Source organism: Mesorhizobium sp. WSM2561, assembly GCF_000513915.1.
GTDB lineage: Bacteria > Pseudomonadota > Alphaproteobacteria > Rhizobiales > Rhizobiaceae > Mesorhizobium > Mesorhizobium muleiense.
In genome coordinates this window covers 169,959-187,506 of sequence record NZ_AZUX01000005.1, presented here as the reverse complement: position 1 = coordinate 187,506, position 17,548 = coordinate 169,959, and the positions used below count along the sequence as shown (strand labels likewise).

The 17,548-nt window shown below is 60.6% G+C and carries 12 protein-coding genes; 7 read left to right on the top strand and 5 right to left on the bottom strand.

Going from position 1 to position 17,548, the window contains the following annotated elements:
• The first annotated feature begins 92 nt into the window (after positions 1-92).
• Positions 93-782, top strand: coding sequence for an HAD family phosphatase (locus tag M727_RS0108855; RefSeq protein WP_027152381.1), 690 nt, complete (start codon positions 93-95; stop codon positions 780-782).
• A 39-nt stretch (positions 783-821) separates the two neighbouring features.
• On the opposite strand, the gene M727_RS0108850 is transcribed toward M727_RS0108855, so the two are convergent.
• Positions 822-1,496 (bottom strand): hypothetical protein, encoded by a 675-nt coding sequence (locus M727_RS0108850; protein WP_027152380.1) that lies wholly within the window; start codon positions 1,494-1,496, stop codon positions 822-824.
• A 127-nt stretch (positions 1,497-1,623) separates the two neighbouring features.
• Between M727_RS0108850 and thrC the strand changes: the two genes are divergently transcribed.
• The 6 genes from thrC (at position 1,624) to M727_RS42975 (ending at position 10,180) form a co-directional block, all read left to right on the top strand.
• Positions 1,624-3,021, top strand: a complete 1,398-nt coding sequence (thrC, locus tag M727_RS0108845) for a threonine synthase (protein WP_027152379.1) — start codon at positions 1,624-1,626, stop codon at positions 3,019-3,021.
• A 14-nt stretch (positions 3,022-3,035) separates the two neighbouring features.
• Positions 3,036-4,328: a pitrilysin family protein gene (locus M727_RS0108840; protein ID WP_027152378.1), complete on the top strand. Its 1,293-nt coding sequence runs from the start codon at positions 3,036-3,038 to the stop codon at positions 4,326-4,328.
• A 15-nt stretch (positions 4,329-4,343) separates the two neighbouring features.
• Positions 4,344-4,940 (top strand): GNAT family protein, encoded by a 597-nt coding sequence (locus M727_RS0108835; protein ID WP_027152377.1) that lies wholly within the window; start codon positions 4,344-4,346, stop codon positions 4,938-4,940.
• Between the two features lie 2 nt (positions 4,941-4,942).
• Complete coding sequence (locus tag M727_RS0108830; RefSeq protein WP_027152376.1) at positions 4,943-7,831, top strand: EAL domain-containing protein; 2,889 nt, start codon at positions 4,943-4,945, stop codon at positions 7,829-7,831.
• A gap of 253 nt (positions 7,832-8,084) precedes the next feature.
• The gene (locus M727_RS42980; RefSeq protein WP_245268509.1) at positions 8,085-9,338 is read left to right on the top strand and encodes a UvrD-helicase domain-containing protein; all 1,254 of its coding nucleotides are present in this window, start codon (positions 8,085-8,087) and stop codon (positions 9,336-9,338) included.
• The gene (locus M727_RS42975; RefSeq protein ID WP_245268508.1) at positions 9,308-10,180 is read left to right on the top strand and encodes a 3'-5' exonuclease; all 873 of its coding nucleotides are present in this window, start codon (positions 9,308-9,310) and stop codon (positions 10,178-10,180) included. Before M727_RS42980 ends, M727_RS42975 begins: the two co-directional genes overlap by 31 nt.
• Here M727_RS42975 and M727_RS36090 read toward each other — a convergent pair.
• Genes M727_RS36090 through zorA form a run of 4 tightly spaced genes read right to left on the bottom strand, consistent with a single transcriptional unit; the run spans position 10,173 to position 17,530 of the window.
• Positions 10,173-13,103, bottom strand: coding sequence for a DEAD/DEAH box helicase (locus M727_RS36090; RefSeq protein WP_051505566.1), 2,931 nt, complete (start codon positions 13,101-13,103; stop codon positions 10,173-10,175). The two genes, M727_RS42975 and M727_RS36090, sit on opposite strands and share 8 nt — an antisense overlap.
• Positions 13,104-14,522, bottom strand: coding sequence for an EH signature domain-containing protein (locus M727_RS0108815; RefSeq protein WP_156941502.1), 1,419 nt, complete (start codon positions 14,520-14,522; stop codon positions 13,104-13,106).
• Positions 14,512-15,375 carry an OmpA family protein gene (locus M727_RS0108810; protein WP_027152374.1) on the bottom strand — a complete coding sequence of 288 codons (864 nt, stop codon included), beginning with the start codon at positions 15,373-15,375 and terminating at the stop codon, positions 14,512-14,514. The genes M727_RS0108815 and M727_RS0108810 overlap by 11 nt, the downstream gene beginning before the upstream one ends.
• A 13-nt stretch (positions 15,376-15,388) precedes the next feature.
• A complete protein-coding gene (gene zorA / locus M727_RS0108805) occupies positions 15,389-17,530 on the bottom strand; it encodes an anti-phage ZorAB system protein ZorA (protein ID WP_245268512.1) in 2,142 nt (713 codons plus the stop codon).
• Between the last annotated feature and the right edge of the window lie 18 nt (positions 17,531-17,548).

The window sequence follows — 17,548 nt, the reverse complement described above, 5'->3', positions numbered from 1 at the left end:
GGACCCCGGGTAATTTGCGAAGATCGGCCTGTTGGTGTATGCCGCGCCGCCTGAACCGTCCCAGCCTCCTCCCTCCCGCTTTTCGGATCGCTATGCCCCAGCCAGACCTTGTCATCTTCGATTGCGACGGCGTGCTCGTCGATTCCGAGATCATCGCCGCGCGTATCGAAGCCGAGCTGTTGACGTCGGCCGGTTACGAGATTTCGGCTGAGGAGATTTCCGAAACCTATGCCGGGCTGACCTTCAAGGACATCATGATGCGGGTCGAGGAAAAATCCCGCGTCCCATTCCAGGCCTCGCTGATCGATCGCGCCGAAGACCTGGTCGACCGCCGCCTGCGCAGCGACGTGCGCGCCGTCGACGGGGTGCACGAGGCGGTCGCCGCGGTGACGGCGCCGCGCTGCATCTGCTCGAATTCGCGCACCGAGCGGATCGAATTCATGCTGGAGAAGGTGCATCTGCTGCCGTTTTTCAGCGGCCGGATTTTTTCCTCGCTGGAAACACCAAGCGGGAAGTCCAAGCCGGCGCCCGACGTGTTTCTCTTTGCCGCGGCAAAGCTCCAGGCCGATCCGGCGAACACTTTCGTCATCGAGGATTCCGTGCATGGCGTGACCGGCGCCAGGACAGCCGGCATGCGTGTGATCGGCTTCACCGGAGCGGCGCACAGCTATCCCGGGCATGCCGACGCGCTGACCGAGGCCGGCGCCGAAACGGTCATCCGCCGCTGGGCGGAACTGAAAAGCGTGATCTCCGCCCTGTCGGAGTGGTCGGCGGATGCGTGAAGCAGGCGTCCAAATGGACGCGCAGATCCAAAGCCGCGGCTATTCGGCCGCGGCAACCTTCTTGTCGGTCTTCTTCGGCGGGCCTTCGTCATAGCCGGCGAACACCTGATAGTCTCGCGCGGTGGGCTCGGGAACGACAACGTTCGAATCGGTGAAGACGAACTGGGTGGCACTCGAGGGATTGGTAACCTGGACCTGATGTTGGTGAAGCTGCGAGTAAAGGACCTCCTTGCCATGCATCACAGCGATACGGATCGGCATGGTGATGGTGCCAGGGCTGAACATCGGTCCCGGGACGACCTTGCCGGCGACGGCGATCTTCATCGTCAGCGAGCCGTTGGCGCGGATGCAGTCGCGGGTCACATCGGTGATCGAGGCCTGATAGACGATCTTGGCGGAATCATCCTGCTGGCCGCTGCTCGCGTCAAGCGCGGCAGCTTCTGCATCCAGGGTGGCGGCTTTTTTCTTGGGCTTTTGACTGCCCTTGGCATAGGTGTTGAAGAAGGCGGTGCCGTCGCGCAGCGTCACTTTCGGACAATAGGCCAGCAATTGGCTGGCGAGAACCTTGGGGTCCGGCGGTGGTGGCGGTGTCGTGTCCTTCTTTCCGAAGCCCAGCATGCTGCTGCCGCCTGATTGGCAGCCGGCGGCGGTAAGCATAAAGCCGGCGAGCGCCAGACCCGCGACAAAACGACCGTTAAATGTATGAAACGCCATGAACTGCACTTCCCTCTCGCAAAGCGGGTGACGTATATCAACCGCGCGGCAAAAATGCGACTGAGCAAGTACGGAAATTAACCACTTTGCCGCGGACACTACCGCCCGGCAGCAATGGAACATGACGATGCGCTATGTGAGTACCCGCGGGGAAGCGCCCGTGCTTGGATTTTTCGACGCTGTGCTGGCGGGTTTGGCGCGCGATGGCGGACTTTATGTCCCTGAAACCTGGCCGCAGTTTTCGGCAGCTGAGATCCGCGCGATGCGCGGCCTTGCCTATCCCGACCTCGCCATCCGCGTGCTGTCGCCGTTTCTCGGCGGCGAGATCGCGATGCCGGTGTTCGAACGCCTGGTGCGCGAAGCCTATGCGACGTTCCGTCACGAGGCGGTCTGCCCGCTGGTGCAGACCGGCTCGAACATGTTCGTTCTGGAACTCTTCCATGGCCCGACGCTTGCCTTCAAGGACGTCGCCATGCAGCTTCTCGCCCGGCTGATGGACCATGTGCTTGCCGAACGCGGCCAGCGCGCCAGCATTGTCGGCGCCACCTCCGGCGATACCGGCGGGGCCGCCATCGATGCCTTCGCCGGGCGCAACCGCACCGACATCTTCGTTCTTTTCCCGCACGGCCGGGTCTCGCCGGTGCAGCAGCGGCAGATGACGACGTCCATCGCCGCAAATGTCCATGCACTGGCGGTCGACGGCAATTTCGACGATTGTCAGGGCCTGGTGAAGGACATGTTCAACGATCACGGTTTTCGCGACCGAGTATCGCTGTCCGGCGTCAATTCGATCAACTGGGCCCGCATCATGGCCCAGATCGTCTATTACTTCTCATCGGCGCTGTCGCTCGGCGCGCCCGACCGGCCGATTTCGTTCACCGTGCCGACCGGCAATTTCGGCGACATCTTCGCCGGCTACGCCGCCAAGAAGATGGGGCTGCCGATCGAGCGGCTGATCATCGCAACCAACGACAACGACATTCTGGCGCGCACGCTGTCGAGCGGCGAGTACCGCACGAAAGGCGTCTTTTCGACCACGTCGCCGTCGATGGACATCCAGGTCTCTTCGAATTTCGAGCGCTTGCTGTTCGAGGCGGCCGGCCGCGACGCCTCGACCGTGCGGCGCTACATGAGCGGCCTCAAGCAGTCCGGCGCCTTCACCATCGAAGCGGGCGAGATCGCCAGGATCCGCTCCGAATTCGACGCCGGCCGCTCGACCATGGACGAAGTCGCCGCCACGATCCGCTCGACGCTCGCAGCCAGCAACTATCTGCTCGACCCGCACACGGCCGCGGCCATGCACGTTGCGGTTGCAAGAGCCACCAATGCCGTGCCGATGGTGGTGCTGGGCACCGCCCATCCGGCAAAGTTCCCGGCCGCCGTCGAAGCGTCCAGCGGCGTGTCGCCTGCCCTGCCCGCATGGCTAGGCGGGTTGATGACTTCAGAGGAAAAATACACGGTACTTCCATCCGACCTGAAAATGGTGGAAGATTATGTTAGCCGCCACACGCGGGCGGCAAATTAGGGAGTATCAGCTATATGGGTGTTGAGGTAAGCCGTCTGTCGAACGGCCTGACAGTCGCCACCGAAACCCTTCCAAGCCTCGAATCCGTCGCTCTTGGCGCCTGGATCAAATCAGGCGCCCGCAATGAGCGTAGCGAAGAGCACGGGATGGCCCACCTGCTTGAACACATGGCGTTCAAGGGAACCAGAAGGCGCAGCGCCTTCGAGATCGCCTCCGAAATTGAGGATGTCGGCGGCGAGATCAATGCCGCCACCAGTGTCGAGACCACCTCCTATTATGCCAGGGTGCTGAGCGACGACGTGCCCCTGGCCGTCGATATCCTGTCCGACATCCTGCAGGAATCCGAGTTCGACCCCCAGGAGCTGGAGCGCGAGCAGCATGTGATCCTGCAGGAGATCGGCGCCGCACACGATACACCCGACGACGTCGTCTTCGACCACTTCACCGAGACGGCCTTCCGCCACCAGACGATCGGCCGCTCCATCCTCGGCACGCCGGAAACCGTCAAATCCTTCACCTCGAAGCAATTGCACAAATTCATCGAACGGCAATATGGCGCCGAGCGCATGGTGGTCGTTGCCGCCGGCGACATCAAGCACGACAACTTCGTGCGCGAGGTCGAGAAGCATCTCGGCGGTTTCCGCAGCAAGTCCGACAACACCATGCCGCAATATGCGCAATATGTCGGCGGCGATTTCCGCGAGGACCGCGACCTGATGGACGCGCAGATCGTGCTGGGGTTCGAGGGCCGCGCCTATCATGTACGCGACTTCTACGCCTCGCAGGTCCTGTCGATGATCCTTGGCGGCGGGATGTCGTCGCGTCTTTTCCAGGAGGTCCGCGAAAAGCGCGGGCTGTGCTATTCGGTCTATGCCTTCCACTGGGGTTTTTCCGATACCGGCATATTCGGCGTCCATGCCGCGACCGGGCAGAGCGATATCGCCGAATTGGTGCCGGTGGTCATCGGCGAGTTGCAGAAGGTCGGCGAGACCATCCTGCAGGAGGAACTCGACCGGGCACGCGCCCAGTACCGTGCAGGCCTGATCATGTCTGCCGAAAGCCCAGCCAGCCGCGCCTCGCAGATCGCCCGGCAAATGCTTCTGTTCGGCCGGCCGATCGCCAAGGAAGAGCTGATGGAACGGCTGTCGGCGTTGACGGTCGAGCGGTTGACGGACCTGTCGTCACGGCTGTTTTCGACCAAGCCGACGCTGACTGCCGTCGGACCGGTGGGCACGCTCGCTCCCTATGAGGCGGTCCTCGAGTCGCTTTCGGGCACGCAGACCACGGCCCGAAAGCTCGCCGGCTAAGTCCATCAAAGCGTCATGTTCGCGCTCCCTTTCTTTCGCCGTGACCTGCCGGCACTGAAGGGTGACCGGGTCACGCTGCGCGTGCCGCTGACCAACGACTATCGTGAATGGTCGGTGCTGCGCGGGGAAAGCCGCGCCTTCCTGGAGCCGTGGGAGCCGCGCTGGAACCCCGACGAGCTCGACCGCACGGCCTGGCGGCATCGCCTCAGCCGCTATCGCGAAGACTATGCGCAGGGAACGGCCATAGCCTTCTTCATCTTCGACAAAAGCAACGCCAAGCTTGTCGGTGGAATCACCCTCGGCAATATCCGCCACGGCGTCGCGCAAAGCGGCCATATCGGCTACTGGATCGGCGAGCGCTACAGCGGCCGTGGCCTGATGACCGACGCGGTCAAGGTGGTGACGCGCTTCGCCTTCGATACGCTGAGGTTGCACCGGATCGAAGCTGCCTGTATTCCCGACAACGCCCGGTCGATCCGCGTGCTTGAAAAAGCCGGATTCCGGCGCGAAGGACTTCTCCGATCCTATCTCAGGATCAACGGCATCTGGCAGGACCACTACCTCTACGCCCGGATCGAGGACGATCCGCCGGGCGCGGAAACGAAGGACTGATTTTGACGAATTTCCTGCGAATCGGGTCGTTGTTCGCCTTTGTGCTGACGGCAATCGTCGTGCTCTGCGCGGCGTCCTCGGCCTTCGCCGTCGAACCGATCAAGATTGCCCGCGACGATGTGGCGCTCGACCTTTCGGGCGCCGTCGAAATATACCGCAACCAGGGCGAGAATTTTCAGGTGTCGACGGCTCCGGGACCGGACGGCATCGTGCGGCGCATCGAGGTCGAGGCCAATGATGCGCGCTCGACCGGCGACTGGGCGGTGTTCGCGCTTGCCAACACCACCGACCAGCAGCTCGACAGGCTGATCGTCGCACCGCATTTCCGGCTGGTGAATTCCGGTATCTTCTGGCCGGATCTCGGCTCGACCCGCATTGCCGCGATCACGCCCAGCGAGGGCTTCGCGCTCGACCGCCAGAGCAGCCCCGACGCTGATGTGTTCCGGGTGACGCTGAACCCCGGAACGGTGATCACCTTCATTGCCGAACTGGCGTCGCCCAAACTGCCGCAGGTCTATCTTTGGGAGCCGGAATCCTACAAGGATTCGGTCAATTCCTACACGCTGTTTCGCGGCATCGTCATCGGCATCGCAGGCCTCCTGGCGCTGTTCCTGACCATCCTTTTCGTCGTCAAGGGGACCTCGATGTTCCCGGCAACTGCAGCACTCGCCTGGGCGGTGCTCGCCTATATCTGCATCGATTTCGGCTTTCTCAACAAGGTCCTGGAAATATCGCCCGGCAACGAGCAGATGTGGCGGGCCGGAACGGAGGTGGCGCTTGCGGCGACCTTCGTGGTGTTCCTGTTCGCCTATCTCAACCTTAACCGATGGCACGGCCATTTCAGCTACGGCGCTCTGGTCTGGATTCTGGGGCTGCTGCTGATCGCCGGCGTCGCAATCGTCGACCCGGCGGTCGCCGCCGGCATCGCCAGGCTGTCCTTCGCCGCCACCGCGCTGACCGGCCTCGGCCTGATCATCTTCCTCGGCATACGCGGCTACGACCGTGCCATCATGCTGGTGCCCAGTTGGGTCATGGTCCTGTTGTGGCTATGCGGGTCGTGGATGGCGATCACCGGCATGCTCGACAACGACATCGCCCAGCCGGCACTGGGCGGCGGGCTGATCCTCATCATCCTGCTCATCGGCTTCACCGTCATGCAGCACGCCTTTGCCGGCGGTGCGCTGCATCAGGGCCTGTTCTCCGATCTCGAACGGCAGGCGCTGGCCGTGGCCGGATCGGGCGACACGGTGTGGGACTGGGACGTGATGCGCGACCGCGTCGTCACCAGGCCGGATGTCAGCATCCAGCTTGGCCTTGCGCCCGACAGCCTGGGCGGCGCTGCCCGCAACTGGCTGCCGGTACTCCATGCCGACGACCGCGACACCTTCCGTACGACGCTCGACGTGGTGCTCGAACACCGGCGCGGCCGGGTGTCGCAGAATTTCCGCCTGCGCGGCGCCGACGGGCACTATCACTGGTTTTCGCTGCGCGCCCGGCCGGTGATCGGATCGGACGGCGAGGTCATCCGCTGCGTCGGCACCATGGTCGACGTGACGGAGCAGAAGAAGTCCGAGGAGAGACTGTTGCACGATGCCGTGCACGACAATCTGACCGGCCTGCCGAACCGGGAATTGCTTATGAACCGGCTGGAGGCGATCATCTCGATCGCGCGCACGGAAGAGAAGGTCCGTCCCACCGTCTTCGTCATCGACATCGACCGCTTCAAGCAGGTCAATGACGGGCTCGGCATCTCTGCCGGAGATACCATCCTGCTCACTGTTGCGCGCCGGCTGCACCGGCTGCTCAAGCCGAAGGATTCTCTGTCGCGCTTTGCCGGCGACCAGTTCGCGCTGATGCTGCTTTCCGAGCAGGACCCGGCCCGCATCGCAGCTGTTGCCGATGCCATCAAGCATGCGATCAACAATCCGATTACCTTTGCCAAGCGCGAGATCGTGCTGACCGCCTCGATCGGTCTGGTCACCTGGACCTCGGCGCAGAGTTCGGCCGAGGACATGGTCAAGGACGCCGAGCTTGCCATGCACCAGGCCAAGCGTTTTGGCGGCGACAGGATCGAACCGTTCCGACCCGCCTTCCGCACCGTCGGCACCGACCGGCTGCAGTTCGAGTCCGACCTGCGCCGCGCCATCGAACGGCGCGAATTCACACTCGCCTACCAGCCCATCGTGCGGCTGGAAGACGGCAGCGTTGCCGGCTTCGAGGCGCTTTTGCGCTGGGATCATCCGCGTCGCGGCATGATCCCGCCAGGCGATTTCATCCCGGTCGCCGAGAGCTGCGGCCTGATCGTGCAGCTTGGCTTGTTCGCCATGCAGCAGGCCGCCGAAGATCTGGCGGGATGGCAAAAGCAGATCGGCGACGCGCCGCTGTCGGTTTCGGTCAACCTGTCCAGCCGACAGCTCATCCGCCGCGATCTGGTCAGCGACGTCCGCTCGGTGATCGCGCGGGCCAATCTGAAGCCGCGCTGTTTCCGCCTCGAGCTCACCGAATCGCTGGTGATGGACAATCCCGAGCAGACGGCCCACGTGCTGAACAAGCTGAAGAAGCTTGGCATCGGCCTGTCGCTGGACGATTTCGGCACCGGCTACTCATCGCTGGCCTATCTGACGCGCTTTCCCTTCGACACGATCAAAATCGACAAAAGCTTTGTCGACGACACCACACCGAAGCGCGCGGTGCTGCTCAAATCGATGGTCAACATGGCGCATGAACTCGGCCTTTCGGTCGTGGCCGAGGGCATTTCGGACGAAAGCGATGCGCTCGAGCTGCGCCAGATGGGCTGCGAATATGTGCAGAGCTTCATGTTCGGGGCGCCGATGCCCGGCGATCAGGTGCTGAGGACGCTGAAGGAACAGTATCCGCTGACCCGGGCTTGATCTAATGCAGGTCGTTGTTCCAAAACCGCTGCCCATTTTGGGCGCCATGCACTGGGGGTGAGAGCCTAGTACCCGCTTGGAATGGCAGAGTACGACTTCTTTGCCGTTCTTTCTGCCAGCCTTTACTACAGTCCGTGACCCTACCCGGACGTAGACCAAGCCATATTGGATGTCGAATTGAGCGAGCTGATGAATGTCTCGCTTGCCTCGTGAGCGATATCAGTATGAGATCGGCCACTTCGCAAGGGTAACCATGACCACCATCCTCGGCGCCAGCTTCCAATCCGCCCTCGCCCGTCTCAGCAATGACGAGCAGAAGCAGGCCCGCCTGACAGCTTACGAGCTTCTGACCGAGCCTGATCGTCCGGGCCTCCAGTTCCACCGCATCGACAAGTCGCGTGATCCGCATTTCTGGTCGGTGCGGGTCAGTCGCGACATTAGGATTATCGTCCACAAGACCGGCAACAGCCTGATGCTCGTGCATGCCGGCCACCATGACGACGCTTACAAATGGGCCGAGCGGCGCGTGATCGATGAGCATCCCACGACGGGCGCGATCCAGATCCGGGAGGTGCGCGAGCTTGTTTCAGACGTTGTCGTTCCATCCTCCGAGAAGGAGGCGGCATTGCCTTTGGAAGCGCCCGCAACGGCGCCGGTTCAATTGCTGTTCGATCGTTTGAGCGACGACGAGCTTCTCTCGATCGGCGTGCCGTCCGATTGGCTGTCCGATGTCCGCGAGGCTGACGAGGACCACTTCTATGCCTTATCGTCGCATCTGCCGCAGGAGGCGGCGGAAGGTCTGCTGAACTACGCTGCTTCAGGAGTGCTGACGCCCGCTTCGCCGCCCGTCACCGATCCGCTGGAACATCCGGACACGCTGCGCCGCTTCCGAGTGCTCGACGGTTTGGAAGAGCTCAAGACGGCACTGGATGCGCCTTTCGAGCAATGGGCCGTGTTTCTGCATCCAAGCCAGCGCGGCGTCGTCGAGCGCAACTATTCCGGGCCGGCGCGGGTGGCGGGCTCGGCCGGCACCGGCAAGACGGTGGTCGCGCTGCACCGAGTCTTTCGCATTCTTCGTGAGAATCCGAAGGCCAAAGTTCTGCTTACCACCTTTTCCGATACGCTGGCTCGCAACCTTTCGGCCAAGCTTAGATTGCTCTGTGGCGAAGATTCGCCGTTGCCGCAACGGGCCACCATTAGCTCGCTCGACACCGTCGCCAGGGATTTGCTGTCACTGGCCACCGGGCGGGAACCTCGTCTCGCGAGCGCGGACGTGATTCGGTCCATGCTGGCGAAAGCGGCGGACGAAGCCGACGTCTACGAAGTTACCCCCCAGTTCCTCAATTCGGAATGGACGCATGTCATCGATGCCTGGCAGATTCCGAATGCGGACGCCTATGCGTCCATACCCGCATGGGGCGCAAGAACCGGCTCGGGCCAAAACAGCGCGAACGGCTTTGGGGAGTGTTCGGCCCCATGCGGCGGCGGCTCGCTGCCAGCGGGTTGATGACGACGGCCGGCGTGTTCGCGGCGGCAACAGAGCATTTCGGCGCTCAACAGAACAAGCCTTTCAGCCACATCGTCGTGGACGAGGCACAGGATCTCGGTGTTGCCGAGCTGCGATTTCTCGTGGCAATAGCGCCGGCCACGTCCGACGCGCTTTTCTTTGCCGGCGATCTCGGCCAGCGCATCTTCCAGCAACCCTTTTCATGGAAGGGCCTCGGCGTCGACGTGCGCGGGCGCTCCGCCACGCTCAAGGTGAACTACCGCACCTCGCATCAGATTCGACGTGCCGCCGATCGGTTGCTTCCCGCCAAAGTCCGCGATGTCGACGGAAACGAAGATAGGCGGTCCGGGACGATCTCGGTGTTCGACGGGCCAGAGCCGATCAAATTGATCGAGAATGACGAGGCTGCAGAAATCGAGGCTGTCGGGAACTATTTGAAGGCGGCACTTTCGGAAGGTTTCAAGCCCAGTGAGATAGGGCTCTTTGTTCGCTCTGAGGATCAACTCGGTAGGGCCAGATCAGCCGCAGGTGTTGCGGCACTTCCTATGCGCACCTTCATTGATCACCGCGATGAAGATGCTGCAAGCGCATTGGTCGGGATAATGCAGCTGGCAAAGGGACTGGAGTTTCGTCTCGTGGTGTTGATGGCATGCGACGAAACCGTTCTTCCTCTCAAAGAGCGTGTGGCGGACGTGGCTGACGATTTCGAGCTAGATGAGGTCATCACCACGGAACGGCAGTTGTTCTACGTGGCTGCGACCCGAGCACGAGACCGATTGGTCATTTCGGCTGTCGCGCCCGGATCGGAGTTTATCGAGGATTTTGTGGGACTGGTCAGTTAACGACAGTGGCCGAGAACAGGTCATCGATATCGGCGTCCCATACGGGCGGCACCAACATATCGCGCGACAGAGCGCGCTTCCGCTCCAGCAACGCGTTGAGTTTGACATCGAAAGAGCTGTCACCGAACACGGGATGCCGTGCAATCGGCAGGTGTACTGTCACGGCTTTGTCTTGGCCAATGCGGAAAGCCCGATCGTTGCACTGGTCTTCCACCGCTGGATTCCACCACCTGCTTAGATGGATGACATGATTGGCCGCGGTAATCGTCAACCCGATTCCGGCAGCCTTGGGTGATAACACGAGCAGGCCGAAGCCTGGCTTTGAAGCTTGGAATCGGTCCACAACGGCCTGACGCTTGTCGCCGTCGAGACTTCCATTGATGATCGAAGGTATTGACGGCAAGTTGAATTCTTCGGCCACGACGGCCGCAAACGTTGCCTGCACGGCACGATCTTCGATGAAGACCAGCGCCTTCTCGTTGTTCGCTTGAATTCGCCGCAGGATTTCCATGGTCTTTGTCACACGCGCCGATGCTTCGATCCATTCCCGTCGCGCAGCAGGATCAGTGATATCAATGTCGCCGCCGCCGTTGGGATGCAGCGATATGCCCCGCATATCGTGGATGGTCTTCAACATGTCATTCTTACTGCCGCGTTGTTGTTGCGCCGCTCGGACGACCGCTTCATATGCCTCGGCTTGCGGTCGGGGCATTTCGGAAGGCTGATGATCAAAGGCTCTGTTGGGAAGGCCCGGCAGATGGTCGGCCTTCATTCGACGAAGCATTACCGGAGGTCGCTTTCCCACCCATTGATCCAGCCTCTGCTTTAAGTCTTTGAGAGCGTCGGCATCTTCACCACCATATGTCTTCGAGAAAGCCTTCAGGCCACCTAAGTAGCCAGGAGATACACGATCCATGATACACCAGAGGTCTTCTATACGGTTCTCAATCGGCGTACCCGTGAGCCCGATAACGAAATTGGCGTTCAGCGTTTTGGCGGAATGGGTGTTGATCGTATCGGGCGCCTTGATCTTCTGCATCTCGTCGAAGATGACGATCGAATAGGGTATGCGTGCGAATGCCCGATGGTACGTCGCGAGGGTCTCGTAGGTTGTGAGTATCCAATCCGCTGATCGCAAAGCGTGGGCGTCGAGTGCATCCTCAGGCGTCCATTCTCGCCCCACTGGTATCTTCAGGGATTTCAGGCGTGAGCCAAATGCCTCAAGGCAATCGCCAAGAGCATCGCCGATCAGATGCGTGTCGGCTTCCTTCCTCCAGTTGCGAAGAAGAGCAGTTGGAGCGACGATCAGGATCGGACCGGCGATGTCCCGCACCGACCCCGCGATTGCCGCGCGGTTTGCCCTGAACCAGGTCAGGAATGCAAGCGCCTGCAGCGTTTTTCCGAGACCCATATCGTCGGCGAGCAAGACCCCGGGAAAACCTTCAGCCCACGCCTTGACGAGCCATTGAAAGCCGCGCTGTTGATGCTCTTTCGGCTTGGTGGAGACCACGTCGGATGGAAAAACAAGCGGCAGTTCCATCCGGCGCTGCTGAGTGCGGGCGTCCTTCGCCTCTTCGATGTGATCGTCAATCAGCAGCACCTGATGGTCGTCTTCGGGCCTTTCCCGAGGACGATCGGCCGGCTCGGCTGGCGCACTATCTTCATCGAATTGCCCGCGCAAGCCGTCGAGCGCCGCTTCCACCTCGAGCCTGGGATAGTCCACGCCCCTAAAAGAAACCAGCGAAGCGTCGCCTTCCGAAGCTCGTTCGGCCGCCAGCGCAAGATCGTCAATTCCCTGCTCGTCCACCTCCACAGACGCCTGGCCAATGCGGATCACGAATCCCTCCGGCAGCCATCCGCTGCTTTTTCGCGTCAGCCACGTCAGCTTGGGCTTCTCCCACAGCCCCAAGCCTCGGACCCGCTCCGAATACTGATGGGTTTCGACAAAAATAGTGCCGGCCATCTCCCCAAGTTCTTGGAGTGCACTGCAGAGGTAGGTCCGTGGGTTCTTCAGAAAATCACGGCGCTCCGCTTCGTGGGCGGTCCTCATACGCTTAACGACGTCAAGTGCTTCCCGAAGATCGGGCTCCAAGACGAGATACGTGTTGCGACCAAGAGGATAAGCCGGCCTGGTCGGCAGGTTGTCGGCGCGAAACGCCTTTGCGAACGCCAGATGGTCCTGCTGCTTGAGGAGTGCATCTTTCTCACTATCGCGCAGGTCCGCGTCAATATCCTCTGACTCAGGAGTGTCGTCCAGCAGGCTTCGACGCTTGCTCACGCCCATCAGGATTGGGTCGAAAGTCGGGCCCCCGACAGCCTCGCGTACATCGAGGCCGAACGCGCCCGCCTGATGAATGCGCAGGCTCGTTAGCAGCCGGTCGGCCCGCACCCTTCCATCTGTCAAGTTTCCCAGCAGTTCCTGCACGGGGTGCCAATGCGGAATGCGGTCGATCCGCCCAATGGTCTTGTTGTAGGCCTCGATCGCCCTTAGGAGATTATAGCTTGACCCAGTCAGACGCCCGCGGCCGTTGGCGGTCTCTATTATAAGGCCCTTAATCCTCGGGTTGAGCCGCCGGGATAGAGGATCCTCCCAGAGGACCCTAATAAGACCATCGGGCGACTCCGCTCTGCCAGACAATTCGAGGCGGATCACAACGCCGGCGACTTCGGGTAGCCCCGCGCGCATCAGCACAGCGCCCGGCAATGCCAGCAAATCTTCGTTGGGTATCGTTAGTGTGATTCCATCCGTCGCCGCCAACTCTGTATCGATCAGAGCAACCAATCGCCGGACCGTGGCTTGCAGCTCCTGTGGTGCTTCGCCCCAATGATCGACCGGGACGAGTCGTTTACCCAAAAGGCGTGTCTCTGCGAGCGTTATCCTGCTTTCGGCAGGGCCGGACTCGCAAACGAATGCGAAGGACATCTATCTTAGCCTGTAAACGGCTTCGGGAATGCGCATTCCAGTGATCGAACCTAACCTTCCAGCGATCTTTTGCTGCCAGGAGTGGTTCTCGGAGCCCCCATGCCCCCAACTAAGCTCCTTCGCAGTCTCATGGTGGCCCGGACCGGTGAAAATCTGGACGTCGTTTGAACCGTACTGGCGTTCATAAAGCTTGGGTGCGCCGCGTTGCCCCGCCGAAGTCCATACGTGGCATTTGCCGTTATGGTTCCAATCCGCGACGAGGCAATCACCCACGCGAAAGAGAAGAACGGCATGATCGCTATGGACGTTCTTTCCATCCGTATGAAGCGAAGCGAATTCTGCATTCTTGAAGGCATTGTGGGCTACTCGATTGCCTTTCGGCCCAAATGCAACCCAAGCCGCAACTGAGAACCCGTTGCGACGATAAAATTCGTATACGCCTTCCCAGAAAGCTCTGCGATATTTCCACATCCGCTTGGCATCCCGATCGATTGTGGTGTCATCGACCACATCCAAGAATTGCCGCAGCGACTGTCGGGTCAGCCAGCCTGTTACTATTGCCTTGTGCGGTAATCCGACCCAGTTGCCCTGTGCGAGCCGAGGATCACCGAAGGCTTTCACGATTACGCGAATATACTCGTCCTGAGTCGACTCATCTGGAGACCAGTCCGCGAATGGTCGCAATAGAGCGTCGACGATCTGGTATCTCTGGCCCTCGAAAAGTGGAAGCCCATCGGCCTTAAGCGCGAATCGCTTGACCTTTTCGAGCCTGACCAGATGGCTTCGTTCGGCGCCTTCGGCCAGCTCGATCAAGAGGGCATTAACCACAGCTTTAGTGAAATCGCCTCCCGCGTTCATCGCGCCAAGGCCGGCGTCGCTCAGGATTTCGGCCGGAGAGCGATTGCTGGCGTGGACCTCCAGTGCCAGCAGCCGTGGACCCTCTGAGAGATCGAAAATGGAATAGGCACTGTGGAGAAATCCCCAAACGCCCTTCCATTTCAGCGCCAGTCGGGAGAGCACCGCGGCTACTGCACCGCGCCCAGCCTGCTGCTCGCCGTAGGCGGACATGAAGGCGGTGGCCAAGGTCCGGAATGGCCGTGCGCTCGTGGCATCAGAGGTGATGCGAAGCAGTCGCTCCAGAAGTCCGGCATCCTCGGCGAGCGCCGGCTGCGTTTTCCAGAGGCACCAAGGCGCCTCTCGCAGCTGTTTTCGCGACAGTTCCTCACCGGACGCGAGCCGAATAGCGATTTCTCGCGCCATGGTGTTCAGGTCAACGGCGCTTGGTGTGCGTATGGTCTCCGGCAATGCCTGGAGCATTTGAAATACTTTGGCTGTCGTTGGGACTTCAGGCAGCCGGGCAAGCGGCAGATTCCCAACCGCCTCTGCCGCCAGGCATGCGAGCTTGAAGTTAGTGGACACCGACGTCGTCCAGGGACTTTTGCAGGAACTGAAGCTGGTCCTGCATGGTGTCGGTCAGTTCAAGCACGTCACGTAGCCGGTCAAGATTGTTGGCGTCCATGACGAAACGAAGGTCGATTCTGCGCTGCCTCCCGTCCTCGTTGCTGAATTCCCTTATTGGCCGCGTCGAGGAATAGCCAGCCACCGACAGCACTTCCGTACCCGCAAGGTTCATAAGCGTTCTAAGCTGGGGCTCCGCCTCTGTAAGACCTCGAAACGTATTCACGGCCCTTTCCGTCGACAGGGGCCAGTTGTTTGGGTCGCCACCTGTACTGTCCGTATGTCCTTCTACAAACACCGTCTCAAGATGCGCCGGCAGTTCTGTACCGATTCTGGTATACTTCGGCAGCACCTCGGCAAGGACTTTGGCCAAAATTACAACGCGTTCCGATGCCGTCGCGTCCAATGCCGCGCTGCTGCGCGGAAAGTTGATCGCGTTATTACCCAACCTGACGACGCCGCTCACTGGATCAATGGTGACGATCAGCCCTTGCGCCCTCAGCTTGCTCTGGATTTCTTCCAACAAGGCGGCCCGCACACGGTCGGTGGCACTGATCGAATCGATCTCAGAGCGCACGTCCTTCTGGATTTCTTCGAGCTTTGCAGTCACCGATCGAGCAGCGGCGGCGGCGGCCTCCAACTTCCTGATATGATCTTCTGATGTCTCCGTCTGCTGCCTGAAATTGAGTGCAAACACCATCAGCAGGATTATGAAGATAAAGAGGATCCCGACCATCATATCGGTCATCGAGATGAAATAGTTCTCGTCCTCCTCGGCATGAGCTTCCGCCTGATGAAAACTCAAGTCACTCATAGGCTCTCACCTGTCACTCGGCGGCCATCGGGCGCACATTGGCCACAAGCTTTTCGACGCTGTCGCTTAGGTCCGTTGTGCTCTCGCTGATGTCGGATACGAATTTCCCCAATCGCGAAACCGCATCGCCCAGGTTCTTGTCGGTCTCGCGCGTAAACCCTGCCAGTCGCTCCGATTGCGCGGTTGTGGCGTCGGACAGCGCGGCAATCGCCTTGGCCAGATCCTGGTCGACCTTGTCGAACTGCGCGCGATATCCCTGCCAGAGCTCGGTCAACCCTTCGATCTGTCCAGTGAGCGTTTGCGAAAGTACACCGGATGCTGAATTCGCGGCTTCCATGCTGGACACCGTGCGCGTCACGGCCGCATTAATCTCACCGGTAGCCTGCGCGATGCGGTCGGCCGACTGGATCAGTGGTGACGCCGCTACGCGCACCTGTTTCGCCGTTTCAGCAAATGCATCCGCCACCGCTCGCGTCTGACCTGTCGCATCGCCGATTGCATTCGCTTGATTGGAAAGCGCGATCTCACCTCGACCCATTGCGGCCTGGAAGCGATCGATCTCAGAAGCAATGCGGCCGAGGGCATCGGCCATGCCGGCCTTGAGAGCCTCAGCCGCTTCCGACGACGCGGACGCCATCGAGGCGACGATGCCGTCCTGAGTCTCGCGGAGTTTCGCCCGCGTTTGCTCGACCCCGTCAGCGGTGCTGGCCTGGAAATCACCCAGCCCCTTCATGAGCGACCCGACTTGGCTTTCCAGACGCTCAAGCACTCGGCCCATAGCCTCCTCCACCTTGCCGGAAGCACCGGCAGCCGCATTGCCGAGTTCAACCTCGACACGCGCGTTGGCGGCGTCCATCGTTTGCTTGAATGCAGCGACCACATCGGCCAAGCCGGCTCGGCTTTGTTCCGCGCTCCCTTCCAGTCGGATACCGGCCTCTCCAACAAGGCGATTGAGGTTCTCGGCTGCCTCCGAAAGTCGACGTGAAAAGTCCTCGCCGCCGCCCCGCAACCCCTTGTGCGTCTCGACGAGCGAGACCTGGATTTCGCGAAGCGCCTCCTGCAATCCCTTCATCTCTGCACCTGCATTGCCGTGCAGCGCAGCCGCAAAGTCTTTTGTCATGTCGGCGAGCCCGGTTTGGCTGGTCGACTTCAGCTGCTCTACAGCGGAGGCGATATTGGCGGTCACCGGCGTCATCGCTCGCGACATCGCGTCTTCTAACAGCGGACCCACGGCGTCAGCGAGCTTGCTGAAGTAGCGGTCGCTGTTGATCTCCTTCAACTGATCTCGTTGCTCCTTGCCGACCTCGTTCATTTCGGCGGTGATCGACTGTGGAGCCGTGTATTGTAGCTGATGCTCGACGACCTCGCAGAATTTGGCCAGCGCCCCCTCTATGCCGATGATCAGAAATCTTGAAACAAGCGCAAACACGATCGACGTGAAAAGTCCCGCGATCGACGTCGCAAACTTGAATGAGGCAACGCTTAGAAGATTGAACATGGCACTCTTCATCACGTTGATGTCGTTGCTGCTCGCCCCTTTAGCGGCCTCGTGGAGAGCCAACACGATCCCGATAAACGTGAGCAACAGGCCAACGCCGACGAAATAGCCGGAGACGCTGCCGATCACTTTCAAGCCGGGCAGTTTTTCTCGGACCAATCCGTAGTTGATGAAACTTTGTGGCCGGATCGTATTTTGAATGGGACCGCCAGCTTCAACTTTGCCTTTTAGAAGCGTTTCGTCGAACTCCTTCCACGCGGCGCCGATCAAACGATGACGAAGCAACCGAGGTAGAATCTCGACCTCATAGTCACGCGCAAAACGAACGGCGCTGTCACGGCTGCTCAGCAGCCGCCGCACTCGCAAAAGCGATACGGTGACTGCGAGGGTATGCATCACGAAGAATGCGACAAGCAGACCCGCGCCAGTAAAGAAAATGAACAGTGCGAGCGAGTAGATGAAGTTGTGATCCCGCGCAATCGCAATAGCCATCTCGTCATTGCCGGCCGCGATGCCGTTTGAGATGCCTTCAAAGGCTGTGAAGACCAGTGTCAGGTTGTACCAAGGCAGCCACAACGAAGCGACGCAGATAACCGCTATGGCGATAGCCCAGAAGGCTACGAAGCGAAACGCAGATGACCAAAATATCCTGTACACGAACTGCAACAACTCCCC